At 56.4% G+C, this 19,088-nt stretch carries 16 protein-coding genes; 1 reads left to right on the forward strand and 15 read right to left on the reverse strand.

Annotated elements, in window-relative coordinates:
* Nucleotides 1-28 precede the first annotated feature (28 nt).
* The 10 genes from lysA to hslV form a co-directional block, all read right to left on the reverse strand.
* Nucleotides 29-1,282: a diaminopimelate decarboxylase gene (gene lysA, locus A7E78_RS13915; RefSeq protein WP_072284825.1), complete on the reverse strand. Its 1,254-nt coding sequence runs from the start codon at nucleotides 1,280-1,282 to the stop codon at nucleotides 29-31.
* A 122-nt stretch (nucleotides 1,283-1,404) separates the two neighbouring features.
* Nucleotides 1,405-2,163, reverse strand: coding sequence for a fibronectin type III domain-containing protein (locus tag A7E78_RS13920; protein WP_072284826.1), 759 nt, complete (start codon nucleotides 2,161-2,163; stop codon nucleotides 1,405-1,407).
* A gap of 4 nt (nucleotides 2,164-2,167) precedes the next feature.
* The gene (gene argH, locus A7E78_RS13925) at nucleotides 2,168-3,553 is read right to left on the reverse strand and encodes an argininosuccinate lyase (protein WP_072284827.1); all 1,386 of its coding nucleotides are present in this window, start codon (nucleotides 3,551-3,553) and stop codon (nucleotides 2,168-2,170) included.
* Between the two features lie 406 nt (nucleotides 3,554-3,959).
* Complete coding sequence (locus A7E78_RS13930) at nucleotides 3,960-5,189, reverse strand: argininosuccinate synthase (protein WP_072284828.1); 1,230 nt, start codon at nucleotides 5,187-5,189, stop codon at nucleotides 3,960-3,962.
* Between the two features lie 213 nt (nucleotides 5,190-5,402).
* Nucleotides 5,403-6,110, reverse strand: coding sequence for an RDD family protein (locus A7E78_RS13935; RefSeq protein ID WP_083553156.1), 708 nt, complete (start codon nucleotides 6,108-6,110; stop codon nucleotides 5,403-5,405).
* A 32-nt stretch (nucleotides 6,111-6,142) separates the two neighbouring features.
* Nucleotides 6,143-7,051 (reverse strand): ornithine carbamoyltransferase, encoded by a 909-nt coding sequence (gene argF / locus A7E78_RS13945; protein ID WP_072284829.1) that lies wholly within the window; start codon nucleotides 7,049-7,051, stop codon nucleotides 6,143-6,145.
* Nucleotides 7,052-7,107: 56 nt separating this feature from the next.
* The gene (locus A7E78_RS13950) at nucleotides 7,108-8,301 is read right to left on the reverse strand and encodes an acetylornithine transaminase (RefSeq protein ID WP_072284830.1); all 1,194 of its coding nucleotides are present in this window, start codon (nucleotides 8,299-8,301) and stop codon (nucleotides 7,108-7,110) included.
* Nucleotides 8,301-9,188, reverse strand: coding sequence for an acetylglutamate kinase (gene argB / locus A7E78_RS13955; protein ID WP_072284831.1), 888 nt, complete (start codon nucleotides 9,186-9,188; stop codon nucleotides 8,301-8,303). The genes A7E78_RS13950 and argB overlap by 1 nt, the downstream gene beginning before the upstream one ends.
* A 236-nt stretch (nucleotides 9,189-9,424) precedes the next feature.
* A complete protein-coding gene (hslU, locus tag A7E78_RS13960; RefSeq protein ID WP_072284832.1) occupies nucleotides 9,425-10,753 on the reverse strand; it encodes an ATP-dependent protease ATPase subunit HslU in 1,329 nt (442 codons plus the stop codon).
* Nucleotides 10,750-11,283, reverse strand: coding sequence for an ATP-dependent protease subunit HslV (hslV, locus tag A7E78_RS13965; protein ID WP_072284833.1), 534 nt, complete (start codon nucleotides 11,281-11,283; stop codon nucleotides 10,750-10,752). The genes hslU and hslV overlap by 4 nt, the downstream gene beginning before the upstream one ends.
* 346 nt (nucleotides 11,284-11,629) lie before the next feature.
* Between hslV and A7E78_RS13970 the strand changes: the two genes are divergently transcribed.
* The gene (locus A7E78_RS13970) at nucleotides 11,630-12,805 is read left to right on the forward strand and encodes an integrase core domain-containing protein (RefSeq protein WP_072284237.1); all 1,176 of its coding nucleotides are present in this window, start codon (nucleotides 11,630-11,632) and stop codon (nucleotides 12,803-12,805) included.
* 92 nt (nucleotides 12,806-12,897) lie between these two features.
* On the opposite strand, the gene A7E78_RS13975 is transcribed toward A7E78_RS13970, so the two are convergent.
* The 5 genes from A7E78_RS13975 to recA all read right to left on the reverse strand — a co-directional run bounded on the left by A7E78_RS13975 (nucleotide 12,898) and on the right by recA (nucleotide 19,062).
* A complete protein-coding gene (locus A7E78_RS13975; protein WP_072284834.1) occupies nucleotides 12,898-13,242 on the reverse strand; it encodes a cupin domain-containing protein in 345 nt (114 codons plus the stop codon).
* Nucleotides 13,243-13,646: 404 nt separating this feature from the next.
* Nucleotides 13,647-16,298 (reverse strand): alanine--tRNA ligase, encoded by a 2,652-nt coding sequence (gene alaS / locus A7E78_RS13980; RefSeq protein WP_072284835.1) that lies wholly within the window; start codon nucleotides 16,296-16,298, stop codon nucleotides 13,647-13,649.
* Between the two features lie 122 nt (nucleotides 16,299-16,420).
* On the reverse strand, nucleotides 16,421-16,885 hold the full coding sequence (locus tag A7E78_RS13985; RefSeq protein WP_158516121.1) for a regulatory protein RecX: 465 nt from the start codon (nucleotides 16,883-16,885) through the stop codon (nucleotides 16,421-16,423).
* A complete protein-coding gene (locus tag A7E78_RS13990; protein ID WP_072284837.1) occupies nucleotides 16,872-18,038 on the reverse strand; it encodes a type IV pilus twitching motility protein PilT in 1,167 nt (388 codons plus the stop codon). Before A7E78_RS13990 ends, A7E78_RS13985 begins: the two co-directional genes overlap by 14 nt.
* Nucleotides 18,025-19,062, reverse strand: coding sequence for a recombinase RecA (gene recA / locus A7E78_RS13995; RefSeq protein WP_072284838.1), 1,038 nt, complete (start codon nucleotides 19,060-19,062; stop codon nucleotides 18,025-18,027). Before recA ends, A7E78_RS13990 begins: the two co-directional genes overlap by 14 nt.
* Nucleotides 19,063-19,088: the final 26 nt, after the last annotated feature.

Raw genomic sequence — 19,088 nt, forward strand, 5'->3', positions numbered from 1 at the left:
TTGGGATCTCCCGCGCAAGGCAGTGGGGTTAGATCCCTTCCGGGATGCTTTCCCCTTTGATCAGGTCGTCATAGGTTTCCCGCTGGCGAATTACCAGTACCTGGTCGCCTTTGACCATCACCTCCGGGGTGCGGGGGCGGCTGTTGTAGTTGGAAGCCATGGTAAAACCATAGGCTCCGGCCGAGGAGACGGCAATCAGGTCGCCCTGTTTGAAAGCGGGTATTTCCCGGTCCTGGGCGAGAAAATCGCCGGACTCGCAAATCGGACCAACCACATCGGCGACCATACGCTCTTTGGTGGAACGGTCCACCGGTTCGATGCCCTGGTAAGAACCGTAAAGGGCAGGGCGGGCCAGGTCGTTCATGGCCGCATCGACGATGACGAAGTTTTTCGCTTCCCCTTCCTTGACGTACAGAACCTTGGCCGCAAGGATGCCGGCGTTGCCGACCATCATCCGGCCCGGTTCGAAGATCAAGGTCACGTCCAGGCCCTTGGTGGCCTCGATGATCGCTTCTGCGTAATCGGTCGGAGTTGGTGGTTCTTCGTCTTCGTAGGTGATACCCAGGCCGCCGCCCAGATCGAGATACTTGATGGCGAAGCCTTCTTGTTTCAGGGTTTCGACCAGTTCGCGAATCTTTTTGATGGCGTCGACAAAGGGGGATAGTTTGGTCAACTGACTGCCGATGTGGCAATCGACACCGATTACCTCCAGGTTGGGCATGGCAGCGGCGCGGCGGTAATCTTCCAGCGCCTGGCTGATATTGATGCCGAACTTGGCTTGTTTCATCCCCGTGGAGATATAGGGGTGAGTCTGGGGATCGACATCGGGATTGACCCGAATGGCGATACCGGCCTTTTTTCCGAGCCTCCCGGCCACCCGGTCGATGGTCTCCAGTTCCTGGGGAGATTCGACGTTGAACATCAGGATGTTGGCGTTGAGGGCCGCTTCGATCTCCGGTTCGGTTTTGCCGACCCCGGAATAGACGATCTTCTGCGGATCGCAGCCGACCTGTTGGGCGCGAAACAGTTCCCCACCGGAAACCATGTCAAAACCGGAGCCGAGAGTGACAAAAGTCTTGAGTACGGCCAGGTTGCTGTTGGCTTTGATGGAGTAGCAAACGATGTGGGGAACGCTGGCAAAAGCCGACGTAAAGGCTTGCATATGCCGGCTCAGGGTGGCGTGAGAGTAGAGATAGAATGGGGTGCCAACCTGGGCAGCGATGTCCTTGACGGCAACATCTTCGCAATAAAGGTCATTGCCCTGATACTCAAAGTGGTTCATGGGAATTTCTCCTGAAGATCGAAATCGATACTATGAAAAAAGTAAGCGCTTATATACGTTGCTGGCCTGGGATCAGAAAAATTAATCCTTAACACAGGCTCGGCAAGGATGTCAAAACCTGCCTATGGGGTGATAACCAGGGTCTCTGAAAGGGCGCTTTCAAGCACTTTGTCCCCCTGGCGCACCACAGTGCGCACGGCATAAACGTAACTGCGGTCTGTTTCGAAACCGCTATCCGTAAATCGCGGCTGTTCGAGCAGGCCTTCGTTTCGGGGGGCCGCGCTGAAGGCTCTTCCGGGACGGCGGCGGTAGACCTGGTAACCAAGAAGTTCCATTCCTTCAGGCATTTCTGCGGTTTGCCAGCTGAGAAGCAGGCCGCTGTTTTGCCGTTCGGCTTTGGGAGCGGCGGGAGCGGGAGGCGGCACAGCGAGAGTCTGGCGCGTTTCAACGGACTGTCCGTCCTGTCCCCATCGATTAAAGGGTACCACTTTGTAGCTATAACCCAGTCCTGCGTCAAGGTCGCTGTCGAGCAGAAACAGCCGGCCGTTACGGCGCTGGGCATGTCCCAGATAGTCAAGCTCAACCAGCTTCCATAGGGGAGCATTGTCCCGACATTCGGGGCAGTCTTCAACGGGGTCGAAGCTTTGCCGGTAGACCCGAAACCCGGCCAGGTCGGTCAACTCACTGCCGTCCTGATTGCTGCGGGGCAGACTCCAACTGAGTAGCAGAGCGTCGCCCTGCTGGTGCAGGGTTATCTCAGAAGGTGCACTCGGCGCAGGTTGCGCCAGCGGCTGCACCGGTCCTTTGACGCCGCAGCCGGCGAGGGGAGCCAGGAACAGAATAGCGAGTATCAGGATGACGGGTCGCAATCGACTATTCATGGCATCAGGACCTTTCGCTCCGTTCCTGGCGAGCCCGGGCTATCTCCCGTTGCACGGCCTCGCGGGCGGTGCCGCCGGTGGCACGACGGCTATTAACCGAGGCGTCCAAGGTCACGTAGTCGTAGATGTCTTCCTCGATGTGCTCTGAAAACGAGCGGAATTCCTCGAGAGTCAATTCCGGAATGTCTTTATCGTTCTCAATGCAGTAGCGCACGGTCTTACCGACGATCTCGTGAGCATCACGAAAGGGGATGCCTTTGCGAACCACATAGTCGGCAACATCGGTGGCCGTGGAGAAGCCCCGTGCGGCAGCTTCCCGCATGTTGTCCGCATTAACCGTGAGCTGGGCGATCATGTCAGCGAAAACCTTGAGGCTGCCTTTGACGGTGTCCAAGGTATCGAACAAGGGCTCTTTGTCTTCCTGCATGTCCTTATTGTAGGCCAGCGGCAGAGCTTTCATCACCGTCAGCAGGCTTACCATGTTTCCGTAGACCCGGCCGGTTTTGCCTCGTACCAGTTCCGGAACGTCGGGGTTCTTTTTCTGCGGCATGATCGAGCTGCCGGTGCAGAAAGAATCGGACAAAGAGATAAAGTCAAAGTCGGCGCTGGACCAGATAATCAATTCTTCGGAGAGCCGTGAGAGGTGCATCATCAGGATGGCCGAAGCGCCGCAGAATTCCAGGGCGAAGTCCCGGTCGGAAACCGAATCGAGACTGTTGCGGGTTACGCCGTCAAAGCCGAGCTGTTCCGCAACGAATTCCCGGTCAATGGGGAAGGTGGTTCCGGCCAGAGCCCCGGCACCCAGGGGCAGCAGATTGAGTCGCTTGAAGAGGTCTTTGAGACGACCGGCATCACGGCGCAACATCTCGTAATAGGCCAGCATATGGTGAGAAAAGAGCACCGGCTGGGCAGTTTGCAGGTGGGTATAGCCGGGCATGATTACCGACAGGTTGCTTTCCGCCTGTTCAAGCAATGATTCCTGCAACTTGTCAAGGTAGTCCTGGATCGTTTGCAACTCATCCCGCAGATAGAGGCGTATGTCCAGCGCGACCTGATCGTTACGGGAGCGGGCCGTGTGGAGTTTGCCACCCACCGAGCCGATGCGCTCGATAAGCTTCGCCTCAATGTTCATGTGGATATCTTCGAGAGATACGGAAAACTCGAAGTTGCCTTCCTCAATGTCCGTTAGGATCGACTCTAGACCGGAGACGATGGTCTGTGCTTCCTCATCGGTGATGATACTCTGTTTCGCCAGCATGCGTGCATGGGCGATGGACCCCTGAATATCGTAACGGTAAAGGCGCTGGTCGAAATCGATAGAAGCGGTAAAGGCCTCGACAAATTCATCGGTGGGCTGAGTGAAACGGCCAGCCCAGGGTTTTTTACTCATGGTGGATGTACTCCGTTTATGGGTACAGAGCATCCGGTAGGTTGCCGGATGTCCCAAGGAAAAAGGTCAAAGTCATTTAAATCGGCCGGTTCCGCCCGGCCAGGCGGGTTACTTTTCTTTGTGCCGACGAAAGAAAAGTAACCAAAAGAAAGCGGCCCCACCGTTTGCCCCTGCGGGGTTCCCTCTCTTCGGGAGTTTTAATCCGGGAAAGACGAGATTCGCTGCGCTCAGACGTCTTTCTGTGCCGGATTAAAATCCCTGCGTTCGGCGGCACTCAAAGGGTGTAAAGGCCGTAAATCGTAACGCGTAAGACCTGTTGCCGTTACACCCGCTGTGACGCAGCGCAGGGCCGCAACCCCGCGGTGTTGCAGTTTTTACTAAAAAGTAAAAAGGTTGAACCGCCGAATCAAATAGGCTGGTGCTGTTTCTTCTTCATCGCACTGCGAACCCGCAATCGCAAGGAATTGAGACGGATGAAACCTTCGGCGTCGGCCTGGTTGTAAACTTCGTCGGCCTCAAAAGTGGCGATTTCCGGATCGAACAGGCTGTCGGTCTCGGACTTACGGCCCACAACCCGGCAGTGACCCTTGTAGAGCTTGACCCGGGCCATGCCGTTGACGCACTTCTGGGTTTCGTCGATCAGGGCCTGCATGGCCTCCCGCTCGGGAGCGAACCAGAATCCGTTGTAGACCGTGGTAGCATAGCGGGGGATCATGGAGTCGCGCAGGTTGAGCACCTCGCGGTCCATGGTGATCTGCTCGATACCGCGGTGGGCCTCTTCGAGGATGGTGCCGCCGGGAGTCTCATAGACACCGCGGCTCTTCATCCCGATAAAGCGGTTTTCCATGATGTCTGCGCGGCCGATGCCGTGTTTGCCGCCCAGTTCGTTGAGCTTGGCCAGCAATTGGGCCGGGGACAGGACTTCGCCATTGATGGCTACCGGGTCGCCATGACGGAATTCGATTTCGACGTATTCCGGCTTATCCGGGGCCTTTTCAGGGCTGACCGACAGCAGGTACATTTCTTCCGGGGCTTCGGCCCAGGGGTCTTCGAGAATGCCCCCTTCAAAGGAAATGTGCAGCAGGTTACGGTCACTGCTCCAGGGCCGTTTTTTGTTTACCGGGATGGGAATCCCGTGCTTTTTGGCATAGGCAATCAACGACTCGCGGCTGTTGAGATCCCATTCCCGCCAGGGGGCGATGATTTTGATCTCTGGATCGAAGTGGTAATATCCCAGTTCGAAACGCACCTGGTCGTTACCTTTGCCGGTGGCGCCGTGGCTGACCGCGTCGGCCCCTTCGGCAGCGGCGATCTCCATCTGCTTTTTGGAGATCAGCGGCCGGGCGATGGAGGTGCCGAGAAAGTAGCGGCCCTCGTAGATGGCGTTGGCGCGGAACATGGGAAAGACGAAGTCGCGAACGAACTCCTCGCGCAGGTCTTCGATGTAGCATTTGCTGGCACCGGTCTGCCTGGCTTTTTCCGGAATGCCGTCGAGTTCTTCGGCCTGGCCGAGGTCGGCAGCAAAGGCGATGACTTCGCAGCCGTGTTCTTCGATCAGCCAACGCAGAATAATGGAGGTGTCGAGGCCTCCCGAGTAGGCCAGTACAGCCTTATTGACGGAACCGTGTTTGGACATTGAATATATCTCCTTTGATCTATAAATGATCAGTTGTGCTAGTGGTTTTTATTTAACATTCTCTTTTTACCACGAAGGGCACGAAGAGCACGAAGGGAACCCTGAAAACTGATTTTCAGAGACTCTGCCTTTCTTCGTGTCCTTCGTGATCTTCGTGGTTAACGGTATTTAGTTTCGATAGAGTGAGTTCCCAAACAGGCTGACAGGGTCGGATCAGAGCTTGACCACATAACTCCCGGCAATTTTGTCGTGCAGGCCCTGTTTGCGCTCGTCAAAAGCCACCATCAAATAGCCGATACCCAGAATGATGCCCGAGACAAACTTGCCGATTGTCTCCCGCAGGGTAGCTCCACCGTAGCCGAGGTCGCCGCCGTCCTTGCGGATGACCTTGATTCGCAGGGCCATCTTACCCAGGGTCTGGCCGCAGGAACCGGTGAAGATCACATAGTAGGCCAGGCCGAGCACCGTGGTAAAGAGCCAGGTCACCATCGCAACGGTACCGTCTGCGCTATCAAGGCCGCCTAGAAGTCCGCCGCTGGCAATGAGAATGCCGCCACAGACGAGCTGTAGAATGAAAACAACCACTGAGTCAAGCAGCGAAGCGACTACCCGTAACCAGAATCCGGCGTACTCTTGCACTTTCGCCCCGTCCGGCAGGGCATGGGCAACCAGGGTCAGGCCGCAGTTCCGGCAACGGTCCGCGGCTTTCTGGCGCAGGTTGCAGGCAGTGCAGGTAACCAAGACCTGTTCCGGCGTTTTTACCGGTGCGGCATTCTCAGGGGGCGGCTGTACCTCTGCGTTTGGTTTGACGAAAGGAAACGACTGGCCGCAACTCGGGCAATTGACCCGGTGGACGTCGGCAGGAATGACCTGCTCGTCGATGTCTTTACTGAACCCGCAGTGGGGGCAACGGATTTCCATGATCTCTCCAGGTTGGTAAGCGTTCTGCGCAGCTAGCCCATCAGGCTGGCCATAATGGCCTTCTGTACATGCAGACGATTTTCTGCTTCGTCGAACACCACCGAGTGGGGGCCTTCGATGACTTCGTCGGTAATCTCTTCATCGCGGTGGGCGGGCAGACAGTGCAATACGATGCACTCAGGATCGGCTACGGCAACCACCTGACCGTTGATCTGGAAATTGGCAAAGGCCTTTTCCCGTTCTTTCTGCTCCTCTTCCTGGCCCATGCTGGCCCAAACATCGGTGTTCAGGACCTGAGCGCCACGCGCTGCTTCCAGGGGATCATTGGTGTAGATGACTTTGGCGCCCATTTTTTCGGCGCGGGCCATAACTTGCGGATCGGGCTCATAGCCAGCCGGGGTTGCGATTCGCAGTTCAAAGCCGAAGACGGCGGCGGCGTTAATCCAGCTGTTGGCCATGTTGTTGCCGTCACCGATCCAGCAGTATGTCAGGTCCCGATAGTTGGTCTTGTGCTCGATAACGGTAAACAGATCAGCCATGAGCTGGCAGGGATGATAACTGTCGGTCAGTCCGTTGATTACCGGAATGTCCGAGAGCCGGGCCAACTCCTCTACCGCCGCCTGAGAAAAGGTGCGGATCATGATGCCGTCGACGTAGCGGGACATGACCCGGGCGGTGTCCTTAATCGGCTCTCCGCGTCCCATCTGGGTGCTGCTGGATGAAAGGAACAGGGCGTGGCCTCCAAGCTGGTACATGCCGACTTCAAAGGAAACGCGAGTGCGGGTGGAGCTTTTCTCAAATAACATGCCCAGAGTTTGCCCTTGCAACAGGCGATGTTCTTCGCCCTGTTTTTGCTTAGCTTTTAACTCACGAGACAGGTCAAAAATCTTTTCCAGTTCCTCAAGGGTCCAGTCGGTGAGGCAGAGGAAGTCTTTTTTCACGATCAGTTCTCCTAATCTAGATAAGGGGCAGAACCAGGATCTACCGCCCTTTCAAGTTAAATTTTCTGCAGGATGCCGTCCAGAATGGTCATCGCTTCGTCGATCTCTTCGCGGGTGACAATCAGGGGCGGCAAAAAGCGCAGCACCGTGTTGGCGGTGCAATTGATCAGCAGGCCTTGTTGCAGGGCTTGGGAAACAATATCAGCGCCCGGGATCGTCAGTTCCACGCCTAGAATAAGACCTCTCCCGCGCACTTCATTGATAAAGGGGTGGCGGCCTTTCAGCTCTTCCAGGCGATTGCGCAGGTAGTCGCCCATGGCGACGCAGTTGTCGAGCACACCGTCTTCGAGCAGGGTACGCATGGCGGTCACCGCTGCAGTGGCCATCAGCGGATTGCCGCCAAAGGTCGAACCGTGGGTGCCGGGGCCGAAACATTCAGCTGCTTTTTCCGTGGCGACCATGGCGCCGATGGGTGGTCCGCCAGCCAGAGCTTTGGCCAAGGTCAGGACGTCCGGTGCTACGCCGTCCTGCTCATAGGCGAAGAGGGAGCCGGTACGGCCGCAGCCGACCTGAACCTCATCGAAAACCAACATCAGGTCGTGCTCGTCGCAAATCTGCCGTACTGCCTCCAGGTATCCGGGAGGCGCGACGCGCACTCCGCCTTCACCCTGGACCGGTTCCAACATTACCGCGCAGATGTTGGGAGTGATCGCTTTGCGCAGGGCTTCGGCGTCACCAAAGGGTACATAGTGAAAGCCGGGCAACAGGGGATTGAAACCGGCCTTGACCTTGTCCTGGCCGGTAGCGCTGATGGTGCCGATGGTGCGGCCGTGAAAGGAGGCCAAGGCGGTAATAACCTCAAAGCGGTTGGAGCCATACTTTTCCGCACTGTACTTGCGCACCAGCTTCATCGCCGCTTCGTTGGCTTCGGCGCCGCTGTTGCAGAAGAACACCCGATCGCCGAAGGAATGCTCGCAGAGCAGTTCGGCCAACTCAATCTGGCTGGGGATATGATAAAAATTGGAGCAGTGGATGAGCTCAGCGGCCTGTTGCTGCAGGGCCGCAACCACTTTGGGGTGGCAGTGACCGAGGTTGTTGACCGCTACCCCGGCGAGAAAGTCGAGGTAGCGCTTACCATCCACATCCCACAGCTGGCAGCCTTCGCCGCGAGCCGCTACCAGCGGATAGCGGCCGTAGGTCTTGGCCACGTGTTTATCGCCTCTGGCGATCCATTGTGCTGAAGTGGTCATTAGGCAAACCTCCCTACGGCAGTGCCGATCCCTTTATCGGTAAACATTTCCAGCAGACAGGCGTGCTCCACACGTCCGTCGATGATGTGAGCCTTGTGTACCCCTTCGCTGACTGCGTCGCAACAGCAGTTGATCTTGGGTATCATGCCGCCGCTGATGGTGCCGTCGTTGATAAGGTCGGGGGCCTTGTTGATGTCGATGGTAGAAATAAGCCGGCCGCTCTTGTCCTTGACCCCCTCGATGTCGGTCAGCAGGATAAGTTTCTCCGCCCGCAGGGCGCCGGCAATGCGACCGGCTACCAGATCGGCATTGATATTGTAGGTTTCGCCGTCCAGGCCGACTCCAACCGGTGCGATGACCGGAATAAAACCGCTATCTTCCAGGGCGTTGATGATATCCGGATTGATCTGCTCGACCTCGCCGACCATGCCGACATCGATGATTTCCGAGGTCAGGGTATCCGGATTGAGAGCTTTGACCTCCAGCTTACGGGCCACGATCAAACGGCCGTCCTTGCCGCTCAGGCCCACCGCCTTTCCATCATGGCTGTTGATGTTGGCGACGATTTCCTTGTTGACCTTGCCACCGAGTACCATCTCCACCACGTCCATGGTTTCCGCATCGGTCACTCGCATGCCTTGAACAAAGTTGGTTTCTTTGCCCATGGCCTCCAGCACGCGGCCGATCTGCGGACCGCCGCCGTGCACAACCACCGGATTAAGACCGATGTACTTGAGCAACACGATGTCCTTGGCAAAGCCCCTCTTGAGGTGCTCTTCGACCATGGCGTTGCCGCCGTATTTTATGACGATGGTCTTGTTGGCGAAGCGCTTGATATAAGGCAGCGCTTCCATCAACACACCCGCTTTTCTGATCAGTTCTTCCATATATCAGTTTCTTTCTGGCACCAATTGCGACCGTTGATTGAACTTGAGTAGCAGCCTGTAGAGATCTTTCAAAACGATTCTCTCGCTCGTTCGCATTGCTCACTTAAGCCGCAAAGACCGCAAAGAAAAGCATATCTGAATTCCTTGGCGTCTTTGCGTCTTGAGCGACTGCAAGGAGCGGGCGTGAGGCGCTTTTTGTATTATTCAAAGACGACAGTACGTCGAATAGTCAAAACTTACAAAATATACCGCGACAGATCCTCGTCCTGGGCGATATCCGCCAAATGCTGTCGAACATTTTCAGCGTCGATGATCACCGATTGTTCCTGACGTTCCGGAGCCTCGAAGGATAATTCTTCGAGGAGTTTTTCCAAAATGGTGTGTAAACGCCGGGCACCGATATTTTCAGTACGATCATTAACCAGGGTGGCGGTGCGGGCGATTTCGCGAATCGCATCATCGCCGAAGGTCAATTCAATTCCCTCCGTAGCCAACAGGGCCCGGTACTGGCGGGTGAGCGCGTTTTGCGGTTCGGTGAGGATACGAATAAACTCCTCTTCGCCCAAATTCTCCAATTCCACTCGGATCGGAAAGCGCCCCTGCAGTTCGGGGATCAGGTCCGAGGGCTTGGAAATATGAAAGGCGCCGGCAGCGATAAACAGCACATGGTCCGTCTTTACCGGTCCGTATTTGGTGTTAACGGTGCAGCCTTCAACAATGGGCAAAATGTCCCGCTGTACGCCCTGGCGAGACACATCCGGACCCTGGCGGCTGTTCTGGCCGGCAATCTTGTCGATCTCGTCGATGAAGATGATGCCGCTCTGTTCGACCCGCTCTTTGGCCAGGGTGTTGACTTTGTCCATGTCGACAAGCCGCTCGGCTTCTTCTTCAATTAGCAGTTCTCGAGCTTCGCTGACCTTGAATTTGCGTTGTTTGGTCTGCTTGGGGAACAGGTTGCCGAACATCTCCTTGATGTTGAAACCCATTTCCTCGGTACCCTGGGGAGTGAAAATCTCCATGGATGGCATCTTGGCGGTCTGTATTTCGATCTCCACCGTGCGCTCGTCAAGGTCGCCTTGGCGCAGCAGTTTGCGCAGTTTGTCGCGCGTGCCACCTTCACCTGCATCCTCGTTCAGTTCCTGGGTGTCAGTGCCGGGAAGCAGCAGGTCGAGCAGTCGCTCTTCGGCGGCATCTTCGGCTTTGATGCGTACCTTACGGGCCTCCTCGTCGCGGACCATGATCACTGCCAAGTCTACCAGATCGCGAACCATGCTCTCTACATCGCGGCCGACATAACCGACTTCCGTAAACTTGCTCGCCTCGACCTTGATGAAAGGCGCCTGGGCCAGTTTGGCCAATCTCCGGGCGATTTCCGTTTTGCCGACACCGGTGGCGCCGATCATGATAATGTTCTTCGGCACGATCTCATCGCGCAGGTCATCGGGCACCTGCTGGCGCCGCCAGCGGTTGCGCAGGGCGATGGCTACGGCTCTTTTGGCCTTGTTCTGGCCGATGATATGGCGGTCGAGTTCAGAGACGATCTCCCGCGGGGTGAAGTTGGTCACGGCAAACTCTCGGATGCGATGTGAGCGTTAGTGTAAATGCAGATCTCTGCGGCGACCTTCAGCGCTTCTTCGGCGATTTGCCGGGCATCAAGCTGTGAATGGTTCTTCAGGGCTTTGGCCGCAGCCTGAGCAAAGGGGCCACCGGACCCGATAGCGGCGATGCCGTCATCCGGTTCGATAACGTCACCGGAACCGGACAACACCAGGGTCGTCTCCCTGTCGGCAACGATAAGCAGGGCCTCCAGCTTGCGCAGGATCTGGTCGGTGCGCCAGTCCTTGGCAAGGGCCACCGCTGCCTTGGGCAGATTGCCGCGAAACTCCTGCACTTTAGCTTCGAACTTTTCAAACAAAGTAAAAGCGTCGGCGGTGCTTCCGGCAAATCCGGCCAGGATTTGCTCATTATACATGCGACGAATCTTGCGCGCGGTATGTTTCATGACCGTGTTGCCCAGAGTCACCTGGCCGTCGCCGGCCAGAGCAATCTGGCCGTCTTTACGCACGCATACGATAGTTGTTCCGCGAATATCCATGGTCTCTTTTCAGGGTGAAGAACATTTTGAAAAAATAGGGGACATTCTAACACAGGCCTTAGGCTAAAAAAAGAAAAATGGCAAAGAACCGAACCTTTGCCAAGGGCGGTAAAAACTGGTCGCGAGGGACATCGTGTTGTTGTTTTAAGAAGAGCTGAAAAACTGGGATCGATCTATAGAATTGTTGCCACGAAGCTCAATGAAGGTTCGTACTGTTTGTGGACGACAAAGAATACAACAAAAACTGCCGACATCGGTACGGTTCATAAACATAGGTAACACTTTAGTTCAGGTACATGGGTAACACTTTTTGTATCCTATAGGCACTTTCTACAAGGAGGTGCCCATGCCCTGGAAAGAGGTGAAACCTATGGACCAGAAGCTGCTGTTTATTGCCGACCACCTTCGAGCGATGGACACCTTCAAAGGCCTTTGTCACCGTTACGGTATTAGCCGAAAGACCGGCTACAAGTGGGTGGCTCGCTACAGGGAACTAGGTTTCGAGGGGTTGCAAGACCAACCTCGGAAGCCCCATCAACACCCCCTGAAGACACCCTTTACCGTACGCAAAGCGATCATTGGCCTCCGTTCAAGCCAGCGGGATCCGCCGGGGCCGAAAAAGATTCAAGTGCTACTGAGGCAGAACCACCCAGAATGGGACATCCCTTCCAAGACGACCATCTACAAGGTCCTGGCGGAGGAAGGATTGATTCGTCCTCAAAGACGGCGCAAACCGGTTCCTGTCGGTCAGCAGCCCTTTTCTCCAGTGCATCACCCGAACGATGTCTGGTCGGCGGACTTCAAAGGGCAATTCAAGACTAGAGATGGCACTTGGTGTTATCCACTCACCGTAATGGATCATCAATGCCGTTACCTTTTAGAATGCATAAATTTTCCAGGGCCGCGGCTAGAACCAACCAGAGACGCTTTTGAATCCCTTTTCCGGGAGTATGGGTTGCCATGGCGCATTCGTACCGATAATGGCGTACCCTTTGCCTCTAACTCGCCCGGTGGACTGTCCCAGCTATCCAAATGGTGGATTCGCCTGGGCATCGTGCCAGAACGAATTGAACCGGGAAAGCCTCAACAAAATGGGCGGCATGAACGGATGCACAGAACACTTAAGAACGCTACGGCCATTCCTCCGGCGCCAACAGCCCAGCTTCAACAGCAGGCGTTTGATGCATTTCGCCAGCAGTACAATAACGAACGCCCTCATGAAAGCCTTGGACAAACAACACCGGCATCGAAGTACAGTCCCTCAACACGCAGCATGCCTGAAAAGCTACCGGAGATAGAGTATCCTGGCTACTTTCGAATTGCCTTAGTTCATCACAGCGGCATCATTCATCATCAAGGGCATCGTGTTTACGTCGCCGGCCTTCTCAAGAGCGAAAAGGTCGGTGTCGAAGAAACCGCTGATGGCATCTGGGACGTTCATTTTGGACCATTGAGATTAGGCAGCTTCGATATGCGGGATATCAAGAAAGCCCACAACGACTACTTGAAGCTTAATGTGTAACCTATGTATGCGAACTTTTGTGTTACCTATGTCCTTGACTCGTACACATCTTTTTGAGATGTCGGCAGTCGATCTTCTTCTGTATGGGACAGCTATTTCAAAGGGGGGGTAAAGAGGGCCAGCAATTCAACAGGCTCTTCTCCAACGTTCTTTAGATTATGAGACACGCCCGCTGGCGCCACCACACAGCAGCCGGCGGTGAGGACGGTTTCTTTCCCGTTCATGGTGCAGAGGGCTTCGCCTCCAAGGATATAAAAGGTTTCGGCCTGCTGGTCATGGGTGTGTGGCCGAATTTCACCGCCGACTTCGATGCGGCCGCGATGAACGGAGAGGGCAGGGTTGAGGGTTGCCGTAACCACGTCGCGCAAAAAGAAGCGATCGTGGGCCGGGTGGGCATATTCTTCCTGCTCCGGGGTACGAACGATGGTTCCTTTCATGATGGTCTCCTGGAATTGGCTGAAACTTGTAACTTCAACTTCGCCGTTTTCGGCCGGGAACACACGTAGTAACGTAAGGGTTTCTGCATGGCTTGTTGCTGGTTTTAAAGGCTTTCACACCAGCAAAACATAGGCCCCAACTCTGCAAAAGATGCGGACCGAGTGTCTTCGGAGGCAACCGTCGCAAGAGAGGGAGCCGCATAAAACCACCGTCATTGCAAAACGATTTACAGCCTGTTGCTTCCCCCGCCCCGACAATTAACCGCCCCACGCAGTGGCAGCCATTTTTTGCCTACTTTTTGTTGGCTTGGACAAAAAGTAGGGCGTCCGGCGGGACGCGACCCGCCGGTTTTGCCCCTGAAAGGTTAGATTACAACCAGCAATCCCGCCGGTGTTGCGTATATTTAAGCAGTCTCCAATGCCTCGGCAATCAGCCCCGGCGCCGCCGCCAAAGCCTCGTTGAGCTGCTCGGGCTTGCTGCCCCCGGCCTGGGCCAGATCGGGTCGACCGCCACCGCCGCCACCAACCATGGCAGCCAGCTGCTTGATCAGGGCTCCGGCTTGTAGCCGTTTGGTCAGATCTTTGGTCACCGCCACCAGCAGCCCGGCTTTTCCGCCATGGGCACCGCCGAGAATCAATACCCCCGATTCCATGCGGTCACGAACCTGATCGGCCAATTCGCGCAGCGCTTTACCGTCAAGGTTGTCGGCGCGACCGCAAACCAGCTGGACCCCGGCCACCTCGCTTGCCTGGTTGAGCAGGTCGCCTGCCTGGTCAGCGTTGAGTTTGCCTTGCAGAGCTTCAACTTCCCGTTCCAGTTCTTTTTGCCGCTCCAGCAGTTTGCGCAGACGGGTTTCAAGCTGCGGTCGGTCGGTTTTGATCAGAGCCGCCAGCTGGTCGAGGGTCTGCTCCTGTTCGGCGATCAATTCCAGGGCCTTGGTGCCGGTAGCTGCCTCGATGCGTCGCACTCCGGCGGCGATACCGGTTTCCTGAACGATTTTGAACAGGCCGATATCCCCGGAGGCGCTGGTATGGGTTCCTCCGCAGAGTTCCATGCTGAAGTCACCAACCTTAACCACGCGCACCGCTTCGCCGTATTTTTCGCCGAACAGGGCGGTGGCGCCGGCAGCGACTGCTTCGTCGGTAGACATTTGCTGAGTAGCAACCCGCAGGTTGTTGCGGATGCGCAGGTTGACCTGCTCCTCAATTCGGGCGATCTCTTCAGCGGTTAAGGCCGAGAAATGGATGAAGTCGAAGCGCAACCGCTCGGGCGTTACCAGGGAGCCGGCCTGCTGAACGTGCTCACCGAGGGTTTCGATCAGCACTTTTTGCAGAATGTGGGTGCTGGTGTGGTTGAGTGCTGTAGCTTGACGCAGGGCTTTATCGACCTTCAACTCGGCATTGGCACCCTTGGCGATGCTGCCGGAAACGATCTTGCCCACATGCACAGTCAATTCCGGCAAGGGCTTTTTGGTGTCACTGATCGCCACCTTGCCGGTGGCCGTGGTCAGTTCGCCTCGGTCGCCGGTCTGACCGCCCGATTCGCCGTAGAATGGAGTGGAGGCGGTGATGATTTCTACCTCGTTGTCCTGGTCGGCGCGGGTCACTGGCTGACCGTCACGCAGAATGGCAACGATTTCGGAGTTGGCGGTAAGGTTGTCGTAACCGTTGAATTCGCTGCGCAGGCCATCTTCGACCAGTTGCCGGTAGATACCGGCTACGGCTTCTTCTCCGGAGCCCTTCCAGTGCTCACGGGCCTTGCGTCGCTGTTCTTCCATAGCGCTGTCGAAACCCGCCTCGTCGATGGTGATGCTCTCGCCGGCAACGATGTCGGCGGTGAGGTCGAGGGGGAAGCCGAAGGTGTCATAGAGGCGGAAGGCGATCTCTCCGGGAAGGACGGTTTGCTTCTCCTGCTGCAGGCGAGCGACCTCGTCGGTCAGGATACGCAGGCCGTTGTCCAGGGTCTGGATGAAGCGTTCTTCCTCGTTCTTGACTACTTTGGCCACGTAGTCGGTACGCTGGGCCATTTCAGGATAGGCCTCAGCCATCGATTCGAGAACGAACACCGTGCTGCGGTAAAGGACCGGCTCGTCGAAGCCGAGCATCTTGGCGTGGCGGGCGGCACGACGCATGATGCGCCGCAGTACGTAGCCTCGCCCTTCGTTGCTTGGCAGCACGCCGTCGGCAATGAGAAAGGCGGTGGCCCGGCTGTGGTCGGCGATGACCCGCATGGAGACATCCTGTTCCTCGTCGTCGCCGTATTTTTTACCGGCCAGTTTCTCGATGTAGGCGATAATGCCTCGCAGCAGGTCGCAGTCGTAGTTGCTCTGTACCCCTTGAACCACGGCAGCGATGCGCTCCAGGCCCATGCCGGTGTCGATGGAGGGTTTCGGCAATGGGGTCAGCACACCGTCGGCACTGCGGTCGAACTGCATGAAAACCAGGTTCCACAGTTCCAGGTACCGGTCGCAGTCGCAGCTGCCGATGCCGCAATCGGGACCGCAGGACATGGACTCGCCCTGGTCGATATGAATCTCCGAGCAGGGACCGCAGGGTCCTGTGTCTCCCATGGACCAGAAGTTGTCTTTTTCATCCATGCGAATGACCCGTTCTTCCGGCAGGCCGATTTGATCCCGCCAGATGGCGAAGGCCTCGTCGTCATCCTGGAATACGGTGATCCACAGCTTGGAGACGGGCAGCTCCATCTCAACGGTAAGAAACTCCCAGGCGTAGCGAATGGCGTCTTCCTTGAAATAGTCGCCAAAGGAGAAGTTTCCAAGCATCTCGAAAAAAGTGTGATGGCGGGCGGTCCGTCCGACATTCTCAAGGTCGTTATGCTTTCCTCCGGCCCGAACGCATTTCTGTGCGGAAGAAGCTCGCACGTAGTCACGCTTTTCGCGCCCCAAAAAAACGTCCTTGAACTGGTTCATGCCGGCGTTGATGAACAGCAGGGTCGGATCGTTGTGGGGGATCAGCGGAGAGGATGGAACCAAGGTGTGGTTACGTTCCTTGAAGTAGCACAAAAAACGGCTGCGGATTTCATTGGCTGTGAGCATGAGCGGTATCTGTTACCTTTCTTGATGACGTCGCAAAAAGTCCAACCCGTGGCGATGCAGTGCTCTCGGGATTTTGTGCCTTTACCCCTGAAAAGCCGCTACGCCTTGTAGGTCGCTTTTGTTTAGCCACCGCATGGTTTTTTCAATTGTTCCAATATGGTCGCCAGGGCGAAGCCCCGGCGTAAAAAATAATTGACGACGCGGCGTCTCTCCCGGTCGTCAGCCAGTCGATAGTCAAAGGAAGCAAAGCGTCGCTCAAGCAGTTCGTCGAGCAGTGTCTCCTCCTTGAAATCACTTTGCAGTTCCGCCAGGGTCTGCTCGACAAGCTCTTCAGCGACGCCGGCAAGCTGCAACTCTCTTTGCAGCCGTCTTCCGACAGCCCGGCCGTTGGTCAGCAATTGGCGGGCTTTGCAGCGGGCAAAACGACTGTCATCAACGTAGCCGTATTCCCGGCAGCGGTCCACTGCAGCGGTTACTTCATCGGCCTCGAACCCTTTGCGCCGCAGTCTGGATGTCAGTTCTTTTTCGCTGCGTTCGCGGGTCTTAAGCAGCTGCACGGCAGCGTTGAAGGCGTCATTCCTGACCATTGCCCTCGGGTACATTCTCTGTTTCGTTCTGCTGCTCTGCTTCGTGGGAGTGCTCGAAATCGTCCCAGCTCAAATCCGAGGTAGAAGAGATACCGGAGGCTTTGAGTTTGAAGTCGTCGGGGTTGGAACTTTGACGCAGGGCTTCTTCAAAACTGATGAGATTCTGTTTGTAAAGAGTCATCAGGGACTGGTCGAAGGTCTGCATGCCGTAGGAGACATAACCCTGCTGAATAGTATCGCGCAGCAGTTTGGTCTTTTCCCGGTCATCGATGAGGTCGCGGGTGCGAGCGGTGGAGACCATGACCTCTACCGCCGGGACACGACCCTTGCCATCAGCCATTGGTACCAGGCGTTGAGAGATGACTGCCTTGAGGATGCCGGACAGTTGGGCGCGGATCTGGCGGTGCTGATGGGGCGGAAATACCGAAATAATACGGTTGATCGACTCCGGTGCGTCGACGGTGTGTAGCGTGGCGAGGACCAGATGCCCGGTTTCTGCGGCATGCAGGGCCGTTTCTACCGTCTCCTGGTCTCGCATCTCGCCGACCAGAATTACGTCGGGGTCCTGGCGTAGGGCATATTTAAGAGCAGTGGGAAAGTTTTCCGTATCACTGCCGATTTCCCGTTGGTTAATGATTGACTTGCGGTCCTTGTGAAGGAATTCGATGGGATCTTCGACGGTGATGATATGCACGGTGCGCTGGCTGTTGATGTAGTCGATCATCGCCGCCAGGGTGGTGGACTTGCCGGAGCCGGTGGCGCCGGTAACCAATACCAGCCCGCGGGATTCCATGGCGACTTTTTTAACCACCGGCGGCAGGACCAGGTCGTCAATCTTGGGGATTAAAAAAGGTATGACACGAAACACCATGGTGATGCTGCCGCGCTGGCTGAAGACATTGGCACGGAAGCGCCCCAGGCCGGGAACACCATAGGCCATATCGATTTCGTGGGTCTCTTCGAAATGGCGCCGACGTTTCTCGTTCATGATGGCAAAGGCCATCTGTTTGGTGTCGTCGGCGCTGATTCGCTCGGCCTTGGGCAATGGCCGCAAGGCACCATCGATACGATAGATCGGCGGCAGGCCCGGTTTGATGTGGATATCCGAAGCCTTGGCCTTAAGAGCTACTGTGAGGATTTCATTCAGTTCCATGGCTGCCATCCGCTGCAACGGCGGCCGGCGTTGCCAGGCCGAAGTGCTCAAAGAGTTTTCGTTCGATAGACAGACTCATGTCCGGGTGTTCGCGCAGAAACAGCTTGGCATTTTCCCGGCCCTGACCGATGCGCTCGCCTTCAAAGGAATACCAGGCGCCGCTCTTGTCGATAATATCGTTGGCCGCACCCAGATCGACCAGATCCCCCTCGCGGGAGATACCTTCGCCGTACATGATGTCGAACTCCGCTTCTTTAAAGGGGGGCGCGACTTTGTTTTTGACCACCTTGACCCGGGTACGGTTTCCGATCACATCCTGGCCCTGTTTGAGGGCGGCGATGCGGCGGATGTCCATACGGACAGAAGAGTAGAATTTGAGGGCGTTGCCGCCGGTGGTGGTTTCCGGGTTGCCGAACATGACGCCGATTTTCATGCGGATCTGGTTGATGAAGATCAGACTGCAATTCGACTTGCTGATGGTACCCGTCAGCTTGCGCAGGGCCTGGGACATGAGTCGAGCCTGCAAGCCCATGTGCGAGTCGCCCATCTCCCCTTCGATTTCGGCCCGCGGTACCAGGGCGGCAACGGAGTCGACCACCAGCACGTCGATAGCGCCGCTACGCACCAGCACCTCGGTTATCTCCAGAGCCTGTTCACCGGTGTCGGGCTGAGAGACCAGCAGGTCGTCGGTCTTGACCCCCAGCTTGCGGGCATAGTTGATGTCCAAGGCGTGCTCGGCATCGACAAAGGCAGCGATGCCGCCTTTTTTCTGTGCCTCGGCGACAATATGCAGGGCCAGAGTCGTCTTGCCAGAAGATTCGGGGCCATAGATTTCAACAATACGGCCGCGGGGGATACCGCCGACCCCGAGGGCCAGATCGACGCTAAGCGCGCCGGTGGGGATGACCTCGATATCGGGCATGGCGGTGTCTTCGCCGAGGCGCATGATGCTGCCCTTACCGAACTGTTTTTCAATCTGGCTCATGGCCAGGTCGATGGCGCGATCGCGGTTGTTGTCGCTCATATGGTTAAAATCCTTTGGTGGTTAAA

Origin of the sequence: Syntrophotalea acetylenivorans (assembly GCF_001887775.1) — a bacterium.
In the GTDB taxonomy this organism is placed as follows: Bacteria; Desulfobacterota; Desulfuromonadia; order Desulfuromonadales; family Syntrophotaleaceae; genus Syntrophotalea_A; species Syntrophotalea_A acetylenivorans.